General features: G+C 73.7%; 15 protein-coding genes. 7 read left to right on the top strand and 8 right to left on the bottom strand.

Annotated features, from left to right (window positions below):
* Positions 1-62: 62 nt before the first annotated feature.
* Together DEJ30_RS07380 and ybaK are read right to left on the bottom strand one after the other, a co-directional pair.
* Positions 63-2,669 (bottom strand): ATP-dependent Clp protease ATP-binding subunit, encoded by a 2,607-nt coding sequence (locus DEJ30_RS07380; RefSeq protein ID WP_110860002.1) that lies wholly within the window; start codon positions 2,667-2,669, stop codon positions 63-65.
* Between the two features lie 96 nt (positions 2,670-2,765).
* Entirely contained in the window at positions 2,766-3,251 is a 486-nt protein-coding gene (gene ybaK, locus DEJ30_RS07375; RefSeq protein WP_110860000.1) for a Cys-tRNA(Pro) deacylase, read from the bottom strand.
* A 66-nt stretch (positions 3,252-3,317) separates the two neighbouring features.
* Between ybaK and DEJ30_RS07370 the strand changes: the two genes are divergently transcribed.
* Entirely contained in the window at positions 3,318-3,611 is a 294-nt protein-coding gene (locus DEJ30_RS07370; RefSeq protein ID WP_110859998.1) for a hypothetical protein, read from the top strand.
* 61 nt (positions 3,612-3,672) lie between these two features.
* Positions 3,673-4,410 (top strand): membrane protein insertase YidC, encoded by a 738-nt coding sequence (locus tag DEJ30_RS07365; RefSeq protein ID WP_110859996.1) that lies wholly within the window; start codon positions 3,673-3,675, stop codon positions 4,408-4,410.
* Here the strand turns inward: DEJ30_RS07365 and DEJ30_RS07360 are convergent.
* The gene (locus DEJ30_RS07360) at positions 4,407-4,622 is read right to left on the bottom strand and encodes a hypothetical protein (protein ID WP_027465592.1); all 216 of its coding nucleotides are present in this window, start codon (positions 4,620-4,622) and stop codon (positions 4,407-4,409) included. The genes DEJ30_RS07365 and DEJ30_RS07360 overlap by 4 nt on opposite strands.
* Before the next feature lie 411 nt (positions 4,623-5,033).
* Between DEJ30_RS07360 and DEJ30_RS07355 the strand changes: the two genes are divergently transcribed.
* On the top strand, positions 5,034-5,630 hold the full coding sequence (locus DEJ30_RS07355; protein ID WP_146244682.1) for a hypothetical protein: 597 nt from the start codon (positions 5,034-5,036) through the stop codon (positions 5,628-5,630).
* Positions 5,631-5,872: 242 nt separating this feature from the next.
* On the top strand, positions 5,873-7,234 hold the full coding sequence (locus DEJ30_RS07350; protein ID WP_146238519.1) for an MFS transporter: 1,362 nt from the start codon (positions 5,873-5,875) through the stop codon (positions 7,232-7,234).
* A 553-nt stretch (positions 7,235-7,787) separates the two neighbouring features.
* On the opposite strand, the gene DEJ30_RS07345 is transcribed toward DEJ30_RS07350, so the two are convergent.
* Positions 7,788-9,869, bottom strand: a complete 2,082-nt coding sequence (locus DEJ30_RS07345) for a collagen binding domain-containing protein (protein ID WP_110859990.1) — start codon at positions 9,867-9,869, stop codon at positions 7,788-7,790.
* Between the two features lie 208 nt (positions 9,870-10,077).
* Positions 10,078-10,557: an NUDIX domain-containing protein gene (locus tag DEJ30_RS07340; protein WP_110859988.1), complete on the bottom strand. Its 480-nt coding sequence runs from the start codon at positions 10,555-10,557 to the stop codon at positions 10,078-10,080.
* A gap of 176 nt (positions 10,558-10,733) precedes the next feature.
* On the opposite strand from DEJ30_RS07340, the gene DEJ30_RS07335 reads away from it, so the two are divergent.
* Positions 10,734-11,603: a universal stress protein gene (locus DEJ30_RS07335; protein ID WP_110859986.1), complete on the top strand. Its 870-nt coding sequence runs from the start codon at positions 10,734-10,736 to the stop codon at positions 11,601-11,603.
* On the opposite strand, the gene DEJ30_RS07330 is transcribed toward DEJ30_RS07335, so the two are convergent.
* The 3 genes from DEJ30_RS07330 to DEJ30_RS07320 all read right to left on the bottom strand — a co-directional run bounded on the left by DEJ30_RS07330 (position 11,560) and on the right by DEJ30_RS07320 (position 14,092).
* Positions 11,560-12,516 (bottom strand): SGNH/GDSL hydrolase family protein, encoded by a 957-nt coding sequence (locus DEJ30_RS07330; protein WP_146238518.1) that lies wholly within the window; start codon positions 12,514-12,516, stop codon positions 11,560-11,562. The two genes, DEJ30_RS07335 and DEJ30_RS07330, sit on opposite strands and share 44 nt — an antisense overlap.
* A gap of 185 nt (positions 12,517-12,701) precedes the next feature.
* Positions 12,702-13,058 (bottom strand): PRC-barrel domain-containing protein, encoded by a 357-nt coding sequence (locus tag DEJ30_RS07325; RefSeq protein ID WP_110859982.1) that lies wholly within the window; start codon positions 13,056-13,058, stop codon positions 12,702-12,704.
* A gap of 50 nt (positions 13,059-13,108) precedes the next feature.
* The gene (locus DEJ30_RS07320; protein WP_110859980.1) at positions 13,109-14,092 is read right to left on the bottom strand and encodes a glycosyltransferase family 9 protein; all 984 of its coding nucleotides are present in this window, start codon (positions 14,090-14,092) and stop codon (positions 13,109-13,111) included.
* Between the two features lie 100 nt (positions 14,093-14,192).
* Between DEJ30_RS07320 and DEJ30_RS07315 the strand changes: the two genes are divergently transcribed.
* Both DEJ30_RS07315 and DEJ30_RS07310 read left to right on the top strand, forming a co-directional pair.
* Positions 14,193-14,750 carry an HAD-IIIA family hydrolase gene (locus tag DEJ30_RS07315; protein ID WP_110859978.1) on the top strand — a complete coding sequence of 186 codons (558 nt, stop codon included), beginning with the start codon at positions 14,193-14,195 and terminating at the stop codon, positions 14,748-14,750.
* Complete coding sequence (locus DEJ30_RS07310) at positions 14,747-15,826, top strand: glycosyltransferase family 9 protein (RefSeq protein ID WP_110859976.1); 1,080 nt, start codon at positions 14,747-14,749, stop codon at positions 15,824-15,826. The genes DEJ30_RS07315 and DEJ30_RS07310 overlap by 4 nt, the downstream gene beginning before the upstream one ends.
* Positions 15,827-15,905 lie beyond the last annotated feature (79 nt).

Raw genomic sequence — 15,905 nt, 5'->3', positions numbered from 1 at the left:
CGTGCACGCCGAAGGCCCGGTACCGAATCGGTACCGGGCCTTCGTGTGCGCGTGCGACCGGACTAGACCGCCGCGTGCTCCGCGACGCTCGCCGTCAGGGAGTCGCCCTCGACGTCGATCCGCACGGTGTCACCCGCGGTGACCCCGCCCTCGACCACGAGGGTCGCGATGCGGTCGTCGACCTCGCGCTGGATGAGCCGACGGAGCGGGCGGGCGCCGTACTCCGGCTCGTACCCGTGCTCGGCGAGCCAGTCGACCGCCGCGTCGGACACCGACAGGAGCATGTCCTGTGCGACCAGCCGGAGCGCCGTGTCCTGCAGCAGCAGGGACACGATCGACGTGATCTGCGACCGGTCGAGCTTGCGGAACAGCACGATTTCGTCGATGCGGTTGATGAACTCGGGACGCATCGCCTCGCGCAGCTTGCCCATCACGCGAGCCCGCAGGTCGTCCTCGGCGTATCCGTCCGTCGCACCGACCGGGGAGAATCCGAGCGCTCCCGAGCGGGAGGCCAGGAACTCCGAGCCGATGTTCGACGTCATGATGACGACGGTGTTCCGGAAGTCGACCGTCCGCCCCTGCCCGTCGGTGAGCCGGCCGTCGTCGAGGACCTGCAGCAGCAGGTTGAAGACGTCCGGGTGGGCCTTCTCGACCTCGTCGAGCAGGATCACCGAGTACGGGTTGCGGCGGACACGCTCCGTGAGCTGGCCGGCCTCGTCGTAGCCGACGTACCCGGGAGGGGCACCGACCAGACGGGAGACGGTGTGGCGTTCGCCGAACTCGCTCATGTCGAAGCGGAGCATGGCGGACTCGTCAGCGAACAGCGACGACGCCAGGGCCTTCGCGAGTTCGGTCTTGCCGACGCCCGTCGGGCCGAGGAACAGGAAGCTGCCGACCGGACGGCGCGGGTCACCCATGCCGGTCCGGCTGCGCCGCACCGCCTTCGCGATCGCCCGCACGGCGTCGTCCTGGCCGACGACGCGGTCGTGCAGCTCGGACTCGAGTGCGGCGAGCCGCGTCTTGTCGGCCGAGCCGAGGCGGGTCACCGGGATCCCGGTGGCACGTGAGACCACGGCGGCGATGTCACCTTCCGTGATCGAGGTGTCCGCGGACTCCGGCCGGGAGGCGCGGCTCGCGTCCGCCGACGAGGCGGCGGTGATCCGGGCCTCCAGTCCGACGATCTCGTCACGCAGGTCGGACGCTTCCTCGTAGTGCTCCTCGGCGACCGCGCGGTCCTTGCGGGCCGTCAGGTCGGCGACCTGCGCACGCAGTGCCTCGACGTCGACGTCGCCCGAGAGGGCGAGGCGGCGGCGTGCACCGGCCTGGTCGATGAGGTCGATGGCCTTGTCCGGCAGGTGCCGGTCGGTCACGTAGCGGTGCGAGAGTTCGACCGCCGCGCGGAGTGCCTCGGGCGTGTAGACGACGCCGTGGTGCTCCTCGTAGCGCGGGGCGAGGCCGGTCAGGATCGCGACGGCGTCCTCGACGTTCGGCTCCCCCACCGTGACGGGCTGGAACCGGCGCTCGAGCGCGGCGTCCTTCTCGATCCGGCGGTACTCGTTGAGCGTGGTCGCGCCGACCAGGTGCAGGTCGCCACGGGCGAGCCGGGGCTTGAGGATGTTGCCGGCGTCCATCGAGCCGCCCTCGCCGCCGCCACCGGCGCCGACGACGGTGTGGAGCTCGTCGACGAAGACGATGAGCTCGTCGGCGTGCGCCGCGATCTCGTCCATCGCCTTGGTGAGGCGCTCCTCGAAGTCGCCGCGGTAGCGGGTGCCGGAGAGCATGCCGGGCAGGTCGAGCGCGACGACCCGCTTGCCCTGCAGCAGGGCGGGGACGTCACCGTCGACGATGCGCTGGGCGAGGCCCTCGACGATCGCGGTCTTGCCGACGCCGGGCTCACCGATCAGCACCGGGTTGTTCTTGGTGCGACGGAGCAGGATCTCGACGGTCTGCTCGATCTCGTCGGCGCGGCCGATCACCGGGTCGACGTGCCCGTCACGGGCGCGCTGGGTGAGGTCGGTGCCGAACTGGTCGAGCGTCGGGGTGTCGCTGTCGGTGGCCTGATCGGCGCCGACGGCGTCGGGTGTTCCGGGCATGGGGCGCCCCTCTCGTGCTGCTGCCGCGGCCTGCTGGGCGTAGTCCTGCATGACCTGCGGGGTGATCCCGGCGCTGGCGAGCAGCTGACCGGTCACGGTCTCCTGGTCCATCACGAGCGCGAAGAAGACGTGCTCGGGGTCGGTGTAGGTGCTGCCGAAGCCCCGCGCGGCCTGCGTCGCCTCGACGAGGATGCGCTGGGCGGTGCCGGTCAGTGCCGGGCGGCCGGTCTGCTCGGCCAGCGCCTCGTGCGCCATCGGCAGGCGCTGCTCGATCTCCTCGGCGAGTCGCTGGGGGTCGACCCCGGCGGAACGCACGACGGCGTCGAACGGTTCGGTGCGGACGAGCACGTGCAGGATGTGCAGTGCGTCGATCTCGCGCTGCCCCTGCGCGACCGCGTACTCGGCGGTGTGCTGGAGCAGCTCGTGGGTCCGGCGGCTGAGCAGCCGGGTGATGTCGACCGGTCGACCGAACGCGCGGACGCGCTGCTGGTCACCGGTGCGCTGTGCCGCGAGCAGGCGGGCGAGGAACTCGTCGAACGAGTCGTTGCTACCGGTCGGGCCGAACGTCTCTGGCAAAGGGACCTCCTGGGGAACTTGAGTGCCTTCGACTCAATGCAACGCAGGAGGGCTCGGGTCATTCCCGGGTCCGGAAGAAACTTGCGGCGACTCGACTCAGGTCCGCGCGATGGCTGCGGAGACCGCCTCGGTGATCCGCGCGAGGTCCGTCGGCGCCACCTCGATGTCGAATCCGCGACGTCCGCCGGACACGAAGATGCTCGCGTACGACAGCGCCGACTCGTCGAGCACGGTGCGGAGCCGGGTCTTCTGGCCGACCGGGCTGATGCCGCCGACGACGTAGCCCGTGCGCTTCTCGGCGAGGGCCGGATCGGCCAGCGTCGCCTTCTTGCCCCCGACCGCGGCGGCGATCGCCTTGAGGTCGAGCCGGTTCGCCACCGGCACGATCGCGACGGCGAGGGTGCCGTCGACGGAGACGACCAGGGTCTTGAAGACCTGCTCCTCGCGCAGCCCGAGGGCGGCGGCCGCCTCTTCTCCGAAGTTGGTGGCGCTCTCGTGGTGCTCGTACACGTGCGGCGTGTACGGGACCCCGGCCGTCTCGAGCGCGACGGTCGCTGGGGTGCTCGGCGAACCTGCGGTCATGCCGTGATCCTCCCCCGCCGCACCTTCCGGTCCTCGACGGCACGCGGGCGTTACGCTGAACGGACCATGACCGCCGTCCTGCTGCTGCTCCGCGCCACCGCCGCGCTGGTGCTCGGCGACCCGGCCGCCGGGGTGCTGCCCCTGCTGGCGGTGGCGGCACTCGGGCTGACCGCGGTCGCCGTGACCGTCGTCTTCGCCCGGCTGCTCGTCGCGGTGCTCGCGGCCGTCCTCGGGGTCGGATCGGCAGCCGTGTCGGGTCGGTCGGCGGTCCCCGACCTGGTCACCCGGATCGGGTGGAGCCACCCCGACGCCGACGGACACGTCCGCTCACGGGCACCGGGGGTCGCGACCCCGGCCTGACCGCCGACCGGTGGTCGGGCCGCTCGCGCACCCCGCTGACCCACCACTGATCGGAACCGTCATGGACCTGTCCACCCTGCCCCTCGTCGGCCCGCTGCTGCACGGCGGCGCAGAGCTCGTCGCCGCCCTCACCGCGGCGCTCTCCCCCGTCGCCGGCTCGTTCGCCGCGGCGATCGCCGTCGTGCTCCTCACCCTGGCCGTCCGCCTGGTGCTCGTCCCGCTGTCCGTGCTGCAGGTGCGGGCCGAACGGGACCGCCGGCGCCTCGCACCCCGGCTCGCGGCACTCCGGAAGCGCCACGGCCGCGACACCCAGCGGCTGCAGCGAGCGGTGCAGCAGCTGTACACCGACGAGAAGGTCTCGCCGCTGGCCGGCTGCCTGCCCGTCCTGGCGCAGGCACCCGTGGTGTCGCTCGTCTACGCCCTGTTCACGCACGCCTCGATCGACGGCACCGCGAACGCCCTGCTGGAGGCGACGCTCGTCGGGGTCCCGCTCGGCCACTCGCTCGTCGTCACGCTCACGTCGCCGCTGTGGGTGCACGCCTGGGTGGTGCTGGTCCTGCTGGCGGTGCTGGCGGTCGTCGTCGAGCTCAGCCGCCGGTCGAACGCCCACTGGAACCCGATGCCGACGCCGGAACCGGGGGTCCCCGGGGCCGCCGCGACCGCCGCCGTGGGTCGGTACGTGCCGTTCATCACGGTCGTGTTCGCGGCGATCGCACCGCTCGCCGCCGCGCTCTACGTCGTGACGAGTGCGGCCTGGACCTTCGGCGAACGCGCCGTGCTGCGACGGGTGGTCCGCTAGCCGCCCTGGCCCTCCTGCTGCGGTCCCTGGTCGACCGGGTCGTACTCGGTGCCGCGGCCCTGCTCCTCGTCGGCGGTCGGCACGTGGCGTTCCGTGCCGGCACCGCCGGGGCTGGTCGCGACGTAGTCGGCCTCGCCGGACTGGGTGTCGTGGCTGAGCGGCTCGAGGGTCTCGGCGTCGGCGTCGTGCTGCGGCATGGGGTCGGTGCTCATGCACCACGCCTACTCCCTCGTTCTGGGTGCGCGCGCACGGCTGCGCGGTGCCACGATGGACCTGTCCACGCGACCGGCAGAGCGGGAGTGCGCATGGCCCACGACGACGTGGCAGCGGAACGGGCACGGCTCGAGGCCGTCGCCTGGGGAGCAGGATCGAGCCCGGCGGACGCTGCGCGCGCCCGGATCGCCCTGCAGGACCTGGAACGCGGACGGCGACCCCGCACGCGTGCGGTCGCGACGGCGCGGGATCCACTGCCGGGAGGCCCGGATCCGGCCCGCACGTCCCTCCCGTCCGCGACACGGTCGGGTCCAGAGCCCGCGTCCGCGCCCGAGCAGGTGCCCGCGGCCGGTCCCGTGTCCTTGCCCGCCAGCGGGGCTGCCCTGCCTGCTGCAGCCGAGGTGTCGGAGGTGACCGACGGCGGTGGGGGTGACCACTCCGATGACGGGACCGTCGAGGGCGGGGGTGAGCCGGGCCTCCAGGCCGTGCCCACCGCGCGGTCCCGGTGGCGTCGCTGGCTGTGGACGGAGCGTCCACGCGCGTGGATCGCGGGCGGTGCGGCTGCCGCGGTGGGCGTGGCGTTCGCGGCCGGAACACTCGTCGGGACCGCGCGCCCGGACGTCGCCGCGGCGCCGAGCGTCACGCCGACGGCGGGGACGGTGACGCTCGAGCAGCTGCTCGACGTCCCGCAGACGTACGCCGACCAGCTGCCGGGGCCGGTCGCGGCGCCGGTGAGTCTGCACACGACGCGACTGGTCTTCACGAACCGGGCGCTCGACGGCGGGACCGCCGAGACGCCCTGGAACGTCTGGGCCGGCATCGGGACGGACCGGTCGACGATCTGCCTGGTGGCGACGGCGGACCGCATCGAGTCGTCGACGGCGTGCTTCCCGCGGCAGGCGGCACTGCACGGATCGGTGTCGATGTCCGCGCAGTCCAGGAGCGGCACGCTGACGATCGAGCTGCGCGGCGGTGGAGTCCAGGGTCGGGTGACGAACGCGTACTGAGTGGCGGTGCTGTCCCTGTGACCGGAGCTGAGAGTTTCGTTGGAGCGCTCCGATGTATTTGCTGGAGGCCCTCGCGAGCGCCATTCCGTCGTGCAACACTGGAGCAGCGCACTCGTCGTGGAGTCGTACCCACATCATCCACATCCGCCAGCGAGCGCGCCCAGCAGACCCTCCCGGTCACCGCCGTCAGAACGATCGGCATCGTCGCGCGCTCCACCGTGCCTCGCAAGGAGGTCAGCAGCGTGTCCACCAACACCACCACCTCGGCCGTGTCGACCCACACGCGGCCGATCACCGTCACCACCCAGTCGATCGTCGGCATCGCCGTGCTCGGACTGGCCACGTTCTTCGCCATCACCACCGAGCTCATGCCCGTCGGGCTGCTCGGCACGATGAGCGCCGACCTCGGCGTGACCGAGGCCACCATGGGCATCGTCATCACCGTGTACGCCGCGGCCGTCGCACTCCTCGCGCTGCCGCTCACCGCGTTCACCGCGAAGCTGCCCCGCAAGACCGTGCTCGTCGCCACGCTCGTCGGCTACACCGTGTCGAACCTGATGGTCGCGCTCGCACCGTCCTTCGCGGTCGTCTGCGCCGGACGTGTCGTCGGCGGCATCGCGCACGCACTGTTCTTCTCGGTCGCCTCGGCGTACGCCACCCGGATCGTGCCGCCGCGGCTCGCCGGGCGGGCGATCGCCTTCGTGTACTCGGGCAGCTCGCTCGGGTTCGTGCTCGGCGTGCCCGTCGCGACCTGGGTCGCGCAGCACATCGGCTGGCGCCAGGCCGTGTTCTCCGTCGGTGTGGCCGCAGCGGCACTCGCGGTCGTCGCCCTGCTGTTCCTGCCCGCCGTCCGCGGTGCCTCGTCGCCGCACATCGGGTCGCCGAAGGCCTGGGCGCGCACCGGCCTGCTGTCCGTCGTGATCGCCGACATGCTCCTGTTCGGCGGGCACTACGTCGTCTACACCTACATCGGGCCGTACGCGATCGACGCCGGGCTCGACGCCGGCATGGTGAGCGGGGCGCTGCTCGTGCTCGGTGGCACCGGTGTCGTCGGGCTCTGGCTCGCCGGCATGTTCGTGGACCGTGCGCCCCGGCAGACGCTGATCGCCTCGGTCGCCGTGATGGCCGTGGCCTTCGCGACGATGCCGTTCGTGCACGGCTCCCTGATCGGGACGATGGTCGTCGCGGGGGTGTGGATGGCTGCGAACGGCACGACCGGCACGCTCTTCATGGCCGCGGCGATCCGTGCCGGAGGCGTCTCCCCCGACATCGCAGGCGCACTGGTCAACGGGGCGTCGAACATCGGCATCGCCGGTGGCGCAGCGTTCGGCGGGCAGGCACTCGGGATCGTCGGGCTGCAGTACCTGCCGTTCGCCGGCGGCGCGGTGCTGGTCGGGGCGCTCGGGGTCGTCGTGCTGGCGCGCCGCGGGTTCCCGGTGCACACGCACACGCAGGAGCACCTGTCGACCTCGTCCATCGAGGCCATCACGTCGTCGCTCGCGGTCGTCACCACGTCGGTGCCGGTCGTCGGGCGGGCGATCCAGACGGTCACCGGGTCGATCGGCGTCGTCACGGGTTCGGTGCGGCGCCCGCGGACGCGCTGAGGGCCGGCGCGGGCGGCGGCCGGTCGGCGCGGTCGGCGAGGTCGGCGCGGTGGGCAAGGTCGGCGCGTCGAGTGGTCGGTCGGCGCGGTGGGCGCGTCGAGTGGTCAGGACTTGCCGTTGGTGGGGCATCGGGGGCGCCTGAACTGTCGTCTGCGGGCTCGGCGGGCGACGGTTCGTGACCCCTCGGCGTACCCGGGCGGCGCGTTGTGCGACTGCGGCGGACGCGGGAGGTCGGCGCGTCGAGTGGTCAGGACTTGCCGTTGGCGGGGCGTCGGGGGCGCTTGAACTGTCGTCTGCGGGCGCGGCGGGCGACGGTTCGTGACTCCTCGGCGTACCCGGGCGGCGTGTTGTGCGACTGCGGCGGCGTGGGAGGTCGGCGCGTCGAGTGGTCAGGACTTGCCGTTGGTGGGGCGTCGGGGGCGCTTGGACTGTCGTCTGCGGGTTCGGCGGGCGGCGGTTCGTGACCCCTCGGCGTACGTGGGCGGCGTGTCGTGCGACCTCGGCGAACCCGCCCGCGAACGCCGCCGCTGCGCCCGCCGCGCCCGCCGCCCGGTCAGTCCTGCAGGTGGTCCGTACGGCGGCGGTTGCGCACCGCGCGGTAGGTCAGCAGCGCCGCACCGAGCAGCACGAGCACCCCGGCGGCGATGAGCCCCGGGCCGAGGTCCGCGCCCGTGGAGGCGAGCGGTCCACCGTCCCTCGCCTCGCCCTGGCCGGACACTGGTGCGGAGCCCGACCCGGCGGCGGGGTCGGTCGGAGTCGCCGAAGGCGCGCCGCTCGGCGACGGCGACGGCGCGGGAGCCGGAACCGGAGCCGGACTCGCTGCAGCCCGCACGACGAACGCCAGCGGCGTCGCAGCCCCCGACTCCGGGGTGACGACGGTCGCCGTCGGGGCCCCCTCGACGTCGACCGAGACGGCATACTCGGTCGTGGGTTCCAGTCCGGTCAGGTCGAACGCACCGTCGTCGTCCGTGACGACCGACACGGGATCGCCGGACTGCGGGTCCGTCGGAGCCGCGACGACCTCCACGTCGGGAACGGGTTCGCCGTTCGTGTCGACGACGGTGCCGGGCTGATCGGTCGTGACCTCGGCGGCGGGTGCTGCGGAGACGAACGGCAGGTCGGACGAAGAACGCTCGCCGGCGACGGCCGTCACACCGGTGTTCGACGTCGCCCCGGTCGCCCCCGGTTCGGGCCGTTCGGTCCGGACGGTGTACGTGCCCGCTGCGGTGGCGAAGACGTAGCGACCGTCGGCATCGGTCTGCGTCGCCGCGACCAGGGTGCCCTCGTCGTCGACGAGCTCGACGACGACTCCTGCGCGCACGGGTGAACCGTCGAGCGAGACCACGCCGGCGACCGTCGCGACGACCGCGGCCGGGGCGTCGATCTCGTCGGGGACCGCCGGTGCCGCGTCGTCGTCGCCGGTCGTGATGGTCACGGGCGGCTCGTCGGCGACCGACACGTCGAGCTCGATGTCCGCCGGCAGGTCCGAGCCGGTGTAGGCGCCGTCGCTGTTCGTCGTGGTGTCGAAGAGGACGCCCCCGGTGACCGGGTCGGTGATGACGACCTCGAGGTTCGAGACCGGTCGGCCGCCTTCGTCGACCACGGTGCCGATGACCGACGCGGTGTCCTCCGGCGACGTGAACGCGAAGTCGGCCTGCTGGTCCACGCCGCCCGGCGAGCCTGCCTGCGCGAGGGAGACCCTCGTGGGCTGGTCAGGACCCTCGGCGCCGTCCGGCGGGGTGATCTCGACGCGGTAGTTCGCGATGACCGGCAGCTGCGGGAGCGCGTAGGTGCCGTCGGCGTTGGTCGTCGTCGTGTACACGGTGCCGCGCGGAGCGGTGACGCGGACGATCGCGCCGGGGATCGGCGCTCCGTCGAGGGTCGCCGTGCCGGTGATCGCGGCGGTGCGGTTGGCGAACCAGGTCTGGTACACCGGGAACCCGCTGCGCTGCTGGTACGTGATCGTCAGGCTGGCGAGCGAGACGGTCGGCGTGAACCACGCCGTGGCGCCGGCGGTGTCGACGGCGCCGGTGTTCCCCGTCAGGGTCCGGGTGGCGGGGTCCCACGAGGGCAGGTCCTGCCCGGTGGTGCCGTCGGGGTCCGCGGTGCACGATGGCCCTCCGGCGACGGCGGCCGAGCACGAGTTGTAGGAGCTCTCGTAGCCGAGCTGCTCGGCGGTCGCGGCGCCGCCCCCGGAGAGGGTGGCCGAGATGGTCGCCCGGTCGGCGTCGACGTCGCCGAGCACGAACGACCAGCTCTGCGCGCCTGGCGTCGGCTCCGCGAACGTGTAGGTCGTCGTCGAGGCGCCGGACGTGGGTGAGTCGACGTTCGGCCGCTGGTTCATGTACGTCTGGCCGCGGCTCGTCCCGTAGACCTCGCCGGCCGGTGTCGCGGCGGACTGCCACGTCGATGCCCCGCTGACGACGGTCGACTGCCGGGAGTCGGACGTGAAGGTCGTCTCGGGGAACCCGGCCAGGGTCATCGTGCCGGTGTACGCCCGGCTCGCTCCGCTGAGGGTGAAGGTCCCCCAGTTGCCGACCGGCTCGGCCGATGCGCTGGTCACGCCGCCGATCGCGAATCCTGCGCCGAGTGCGAGGGCCGTCAGCCCACCTGTGACCGCGCTCCAGCGCCGCATGCGTACTCCCCTGCTGTCGGGCCGGAGAACCCGACACCCGCTCAGGCTATCCGGAGGACGCGGCTCGTGTCCGGTGTCCGACACGAGCAAGAGGGCCCCGCCGAGTGGTCACGACATACCGCGCGCCGATCGCCGGGTGGCCGAGAAGTGTCGCCTGGAGGCCCTCCGGACGACAGTTCGTGACCCCTCGACGAACACGAGCGGCGCGTCAGGAACCGCCAGCAGCGCGACCCAGCGCGACCAGGGCGTCGAGCGCCGCGACCTGCCCGGCCACCACCAGCTCCCGCGCCTCGTCGAGCCCGACCCACCGCGCGTCGTCCACCTCGGGCACCTCGACGAACCGCCCCGACCCGCGCGGCAGCTCGAGCCGCACGGTGTTGCTCCGCACGGTGTCGACCGAGAACTCCGACGCCCGTGCCGCGAAGACCCGCACCCGCTTGCCCGACGCCTGGCGGAACTCCCCCAGGTCGGTCAGGTCAGCGGCGGTCACCGGGGCGGGCACGCCGATCTCCTCGGCGAACTCGCGCAGCGCGGTGCCGAGCGGCTCCTCGCCCGCCTCGACCAGCCCCTTCGGGATCGACCAGGCACGCGGCCGGTTCCGCCAGAACGGCCCGCCCATGTGCGCGAGGAAGACCTCGGGCCCGGACGGACCGGTCCGGTGCAGCAACAGTCCGGCGCTCACGACCACGCCCCGAGACTACGCAGACCCGGCCGGGAGGCCCGGATCACCGCACACGCGCCGCGCACCACCCGACGTGCCCGGTTCCACCGCCGGTTCCCCTCGCCCTCGCCGGGAGTACCGTGTGGCGCACGGAGCGCCGTGTGACGCCCCCGGAGGACCTGCGATGGAGGAGGCCGATCGGGATGGACGAACGATGGACGACGGTGACGCTGGCCGCGGACGCCGCGATGCCGCACGACGAGGCGCTGCGGTGGATCGCCGCCCGCGCGGACAGCGGGATCGAGCGGATCCGGATCATCGGTGCCGACCCGGCGATCGAGGGACCCGGACCGGTCGCCGACCGCCTGGCCGAGGCCGCTCGCGCCGCCCTGCCCGGAGCCACCGTCGAGGTGCACCGGCACGCCGGGCCGTTCGCCAGTGCCCTGGTCGAGGAGTCCGACGGCGGTGACCTCCTGGTGATCGGGACCTTCCGGAGCCGACGGGGTTCGACCGCCGGCGGCGACCCGGCGCGCGTCGCGGTCCGCGCGGCCGTGCCGACCGTGATCGTCCCCGAGGGCCCGCACCCGATCGACGGCGACGTGGTGCTGGCCGTCGAGGAACCGATCGACGAACGGGCCGTCTCGATCGCCGTCGCCGAGGCGGTCCGGCTGCACCGACGACTGACGCTGCTCCGGGCGTGGGAGATGCCGGTGCTGACCCGGACCGGGCTCACCGACTTCGCCGAGGACCCCCTGCGGTGGCGCACCCGGAACGCCGAACTGCTGCAGCGCGTCACCGAGGACCTGACCGCGCGGTTCCCGGCGGTGCGGATCCGTCCGCTGCTCGTGGAGGGACACCCGGGGCACGCCATCGCATCGCGCACCCGGCGGGCGTCGCTCGTGGTGCTCGGACGGGGGCACGTGCGGGTGCTGTCCGGCGCACTGCTCCACGACGTCGTCCGTGAGACGGCGGCACCGGTCTGCGTCGTCCCACCGGCGGCCCACACGGACAGCGCGGGGTCCGGACGGGTCAGCCGGCGAGTTCCCGGATCGCGTCGGCCATCTGGTCGGTGAGGTACGCGACACCGCGGCCGTTCGGGTGGAGGGCGCCGGCCTTCAGGTCGATGCGTCGCAGGTCGCTCGAGCCGGTCAGGCTGACGCCGGCGACGTAGCGCTCGTCCCGCGGGGCGCAGGCCGAGTGGGCCTCGGTGCGTTCGAGGACGTCGACGAACCGGACCCCGGCGGCGTCGGCGGCGGATGCGGACACGGCGTCGAGCTCCTCCTGCACGCCGTGCAGGTACGCCACGTCGTCGTCGGTGAAGGGGAAGGTGTCCGAGGGGAACGACCCCGCGAGCGTGCCGAGGTCGAGCGCCGAGCGGAAGCAGCCCTTCGCCGGGGTGTGCTCGGTGTCCGGGAAGATCGCCGGGTACCCGAGGAACACGACGACGGCGTTCGGCGCGGCCCGTTGCACCGCTGCGAGGGTGTCGGCGATCCCGAGCGCGACCCGCGACTGGATCTTCACGCTGAGCTGGTCCTCACCGTCCTGCACGAGCGTGCTCTCGCACGACGGCGCGTCACGTCCGGAGAACACCGGGCCGTCGGCCGAGATCGCCAGGCACGACGCGGCCGTGCCGAACAGGTCCGCGTCGTTGCCGCCGATCGTCAGGGTCACGAGCCGGGTGCGCGACGACAGCGACTCGATCTGCGGGGGGACGCCCTTCAACTGGTGTCCGGTCGTGACGTCCTCGCTGGTGGCGCCCGCACATGTGACGTCGGTCAGGTCGAGGCCGAACCGTGCCGCGAGCCGGTGCGGGTAGTCGCGGGCCGACTGCACGCACGCGCTCGTGGGCAGCCGGGTCCGGTCGCCCAGGCCGTAGCCGGCGGAGTACGAGTCACCGAGGGCGACGTACTCGCTGCCCGGCGGGAGGTCGGCGAGCGGCTCGGTCGGGGCGTCCGGCACCGGGTAGGGCTGCGGGACGGGCCACATCGGCGCCGCCGACGCGGAGTCCACCGGCCCCGGCGCCGCGACACCGGCCACCACCAGCCCGACGACGGCGACCGCCGCCAGGGCGGCGAGCAGCGTCGTACGGGCGGTGCGGAGCAGTTGCGGCCTCCGGGCGGGTGCGGCGGATCGGTCGGTCGGATCGGGTCGGTCGGTGGGGCGGGACGGGCTCAGCGGCGTCCGAGTCGGCGTTCGCCACCGCTGCCGGTGCGGTACTCCAGCCCGTAGTGCTGGAACAGCTCCGGCTCGGTCGCGGCGTCGAGCTCGCCGTCGGTCGAGATCGACGGAGCGTCCTTGACGAGCTTCTTCGGGAACGTCACACGCAGGTGCTTCGGAGCGACGGTGGCGCCGAACAGCGGGACGAAGACGAGCTTCTGGAACCCGACCACGCCGGTGGTCAGGGCGCCGAACGCCGGCTCGGACGTGGCGGTGTCGTAGTAGATGCTCTCGAGCGTGCCGACCTTGTCGTCGGCCTCGTCGACGACCGGCAGACCGATCCAGTCACGGATGTTCGCGGCTTCGAACACGAAGGACTCCCTCCGAGCGTCCGGCAGGTCCGGGTGGCTCTCGCTCGACGCTACCGCCCGGCCGCCTGAGCGGTCACCCGGAGCCGGTCCACCGCGCCGAGCACGTCGTCCGCGGTCACGGCCAGGATCGCCGGGTCCGGGTCCTCGGCGAAGACGTCGCCGCGACGGACCGAGGCGTCGGTGAGCACGATGTGCGGGCCGGTCGCCGGGGGCCCCCACGCCTCGGGCGGCGCCGGGCCGAACAGCACGACCGACGGCACCCCGTAGGCGGTCGCCAGGTGCGCGGCGCCGGTGTCGACCGTGACGACCAGCCGCGCCGCGGCGATCACCGCGGCGAAGGCCTGCAGGTCCAGGGTGCCGGCCAGGACCGCCTCCGGCGCCAGGCCGGCTGCTTCGGCGACGGCACGGGCGCGCACGACGTCGTCCGAGCCTCCTGTCAGGACCACGTCGGCACCGCGCGCCCGGAGCCCGCGCACCACGTCGGCGAAGCGGTCCGTCGGCCAGTGCCGCGCACCGTGGAAGGCACCCACGTGCACGACGGCCGCGTCGGCGACCACCGGCGGATCGGCGGGGCGGTCGATGTGGACCTCGGTCGCGTCCGCGGGGATGCCGTGCCACGTGAGCAGGTCCGCCCAGCGGTCGCGCTCGTGCACGTCGTCCGGCCACTCCGGGCCCTCGTAGCCGTGGGTCGGGTCGGCGTGGCCGATGACCCGACGCGGGGCGAGCGCGGCGACGAGGTCCGAGGACTCCGGGCCGGCGCCGTGCAGGTTGACGGCGACGTCCACGGCACCGTGCGGCACCGCGATCGGGTGGTCGAGACCGTGCTGGGCCAGGTGGACGTCCACCGCCGGCACGAGTTCGACGACCGGCGCCAGCCACGCCGTGGTGGCCAGGGTGATGCGGTGGTCGGGGAACGCACGGCGGAGCGCGTGCAGTGCGGGGACGGCGACGAGCAGGTCGCCGAGCTTGATGGCCCGGAGGACGAGCAGTTCCGGGCGTCCGTCGAAGTCGGGCAGGTTCTCGAGGGCGGTCACCGCCGCGACGGTAGACCCGACACGCTGACGGTCCTGCCGGGACCGCGCTCCGCGGCTCTTCCTGGGGTGGTCCCCGGCCGCTGACCGGTAGTCACGGAGCATGGCCCTCGTACCGGACCGCGTCATCCGCGGCCTGCTCCTCGACCGCGACGACACCCTCGTGGTGGACGTCCCGTACAACGCCGATCCGCACCTGGTCGTCCCCGTTCCCGGTGCCCGCCGCGCCGTCGAACGGGCACGTGCCGCGGGGTTGCAGCTCGGCGTCGTCACGAACCAGTCGGTGATCGCGAAGGGCATGGCCACGCGCGAACAGGTCGACGCCACCAACGCCCGGGTCGACGAGCTCGTCGGCCCGTTCGACGTGTGGTGCGTCTGCCCGCACGACGCCGGTGACGACTGCGCCTGCCGGAAGCCCCGGCCCGGGATGGTCCTCGACGCCGCCGAGCGGCTCGGCATCCCGCCGGAGTCGATCGTCGTCGTCGGTGACATCGGCGCCGACGTGCAGGCCGCCCGGAACGCTGGCGCGCAGGGGATCCTCGTGCCCACCCCGCGCACCCGCCGCGAGGAGGTCGACGAGGCCGACACCGTCGCCGCGGACCTGGACGAGGCCGTCACCCTGGTGCTCGAGCACGTCGGCAGCGTGGCGGACCGGGCGTGAGCGCCGGTCCGCGCGTCCTCGTCGCCCGGCTCGACTCCTTCGGCGACGTCCTGGTCGCCGGCCCCGCGGTGCGCGCGGTGGCCGCCGGGGCCGCGCACGTGACGATGCTGTGCGGACCGCAGGGAGCGCCGGCCGCCGACCTGCTCCCCGGCATCGACCGGGTGCGGGTGTGGGCGGCACCGTGGGTCACCGAGACCGCGCGTCCGATCGACGACGCCCTGCTCGCCGAGTTCCGCGCGCTGGTCGCCGAGGAACAGCCCGACGAGGCCGTCGTCCTGACGTCCTTCCACCAGTCGCCCCTGCCCCTCGCGCTGCTCCTGCGCCTGGCCGGGGTCCCCCGGGTCTCCGGGGCCTCGGTCGACCACCCCGGGTCCCTGCTCGACGTGCGGCTGCGCCCCGGCGAGGACCTGCCCGAGGACCTCCCCGAGCCCGAGCGCGCGCTGCGGATCGCCGAGGCGGCCGGGTTCCGGCTGCCGCCGGACGACGACGGGAAGCTCGCGGTGCGTCACGACGCCGTCCTGCCCCCGCCCGTGGCCGGCCTCGACCGCTACGTCGTCGTCCACCCCGGAGCCAGCGTCCCGGCGCGGTCGTGGCCGGAGTCCCACCACCGTGCGCTGGTCGCCGCCTACGCCGAGCGCGGCGTCCCCGTCGTCGTCACCGGCTCCCCCGGCGAACGCGCTCTGACCGCCGCCGTGGCGGGCGACACCGGCATCGACCTCGGCGGCCGCACCAGCCCCGCCGAACTCGCGGCCGTCCTCGCCGGCGCCGAGGTCGTCGTCGTCGGGAACACCGGTCCGGCCCACCTCGCCGCCGCCGTCGGAGCGCCCATCGTGAGTCTGTTCTCGCCCGTCGTCCCCGCCGTGAAGTGGGCGCCGTACGCCCCGCTCGTCGAACTGCTCGGCGACCAAACCGCACCGTGCCGTCTCAGCCGCGCTCGCGAGTGCCCGGTCCCCGGCCACCCGTGCCTGTCCGGAGTGCGCATCGCGGACGTCCTGGAGGCCCACGAACGGCTCGTCCACCGCGTTTCGCGGACTGATCGGAGAAGTCTGCGGGGCGGCTCAGAAGGCGCTGCGTAGCGTGCGCCACTGCTTCTCCTGCTCCTTCTCCTGCTGCTCCGGCAGCGGCGGGGAGCGACCCCATCGACACCGACCGGAA

Origin of the sequence: Curtobacterium sp. MCPF17_003 (genome assembly GCF_003224385.1) — a bacterium.
GTDB classification, from domain to species: domain Bacteria; phylum Actinomycetota; class Actinomycetes; order Actinomycetales; family Microbacteriaceae; genus Curtobacterium; species Curtobacterium flaccumfaciens.
The sequence above is the reverse complement of the archived record's forward strand: the minus strand, read 5'-3'. Positions and strand labels throughout refer to the sequence as shown.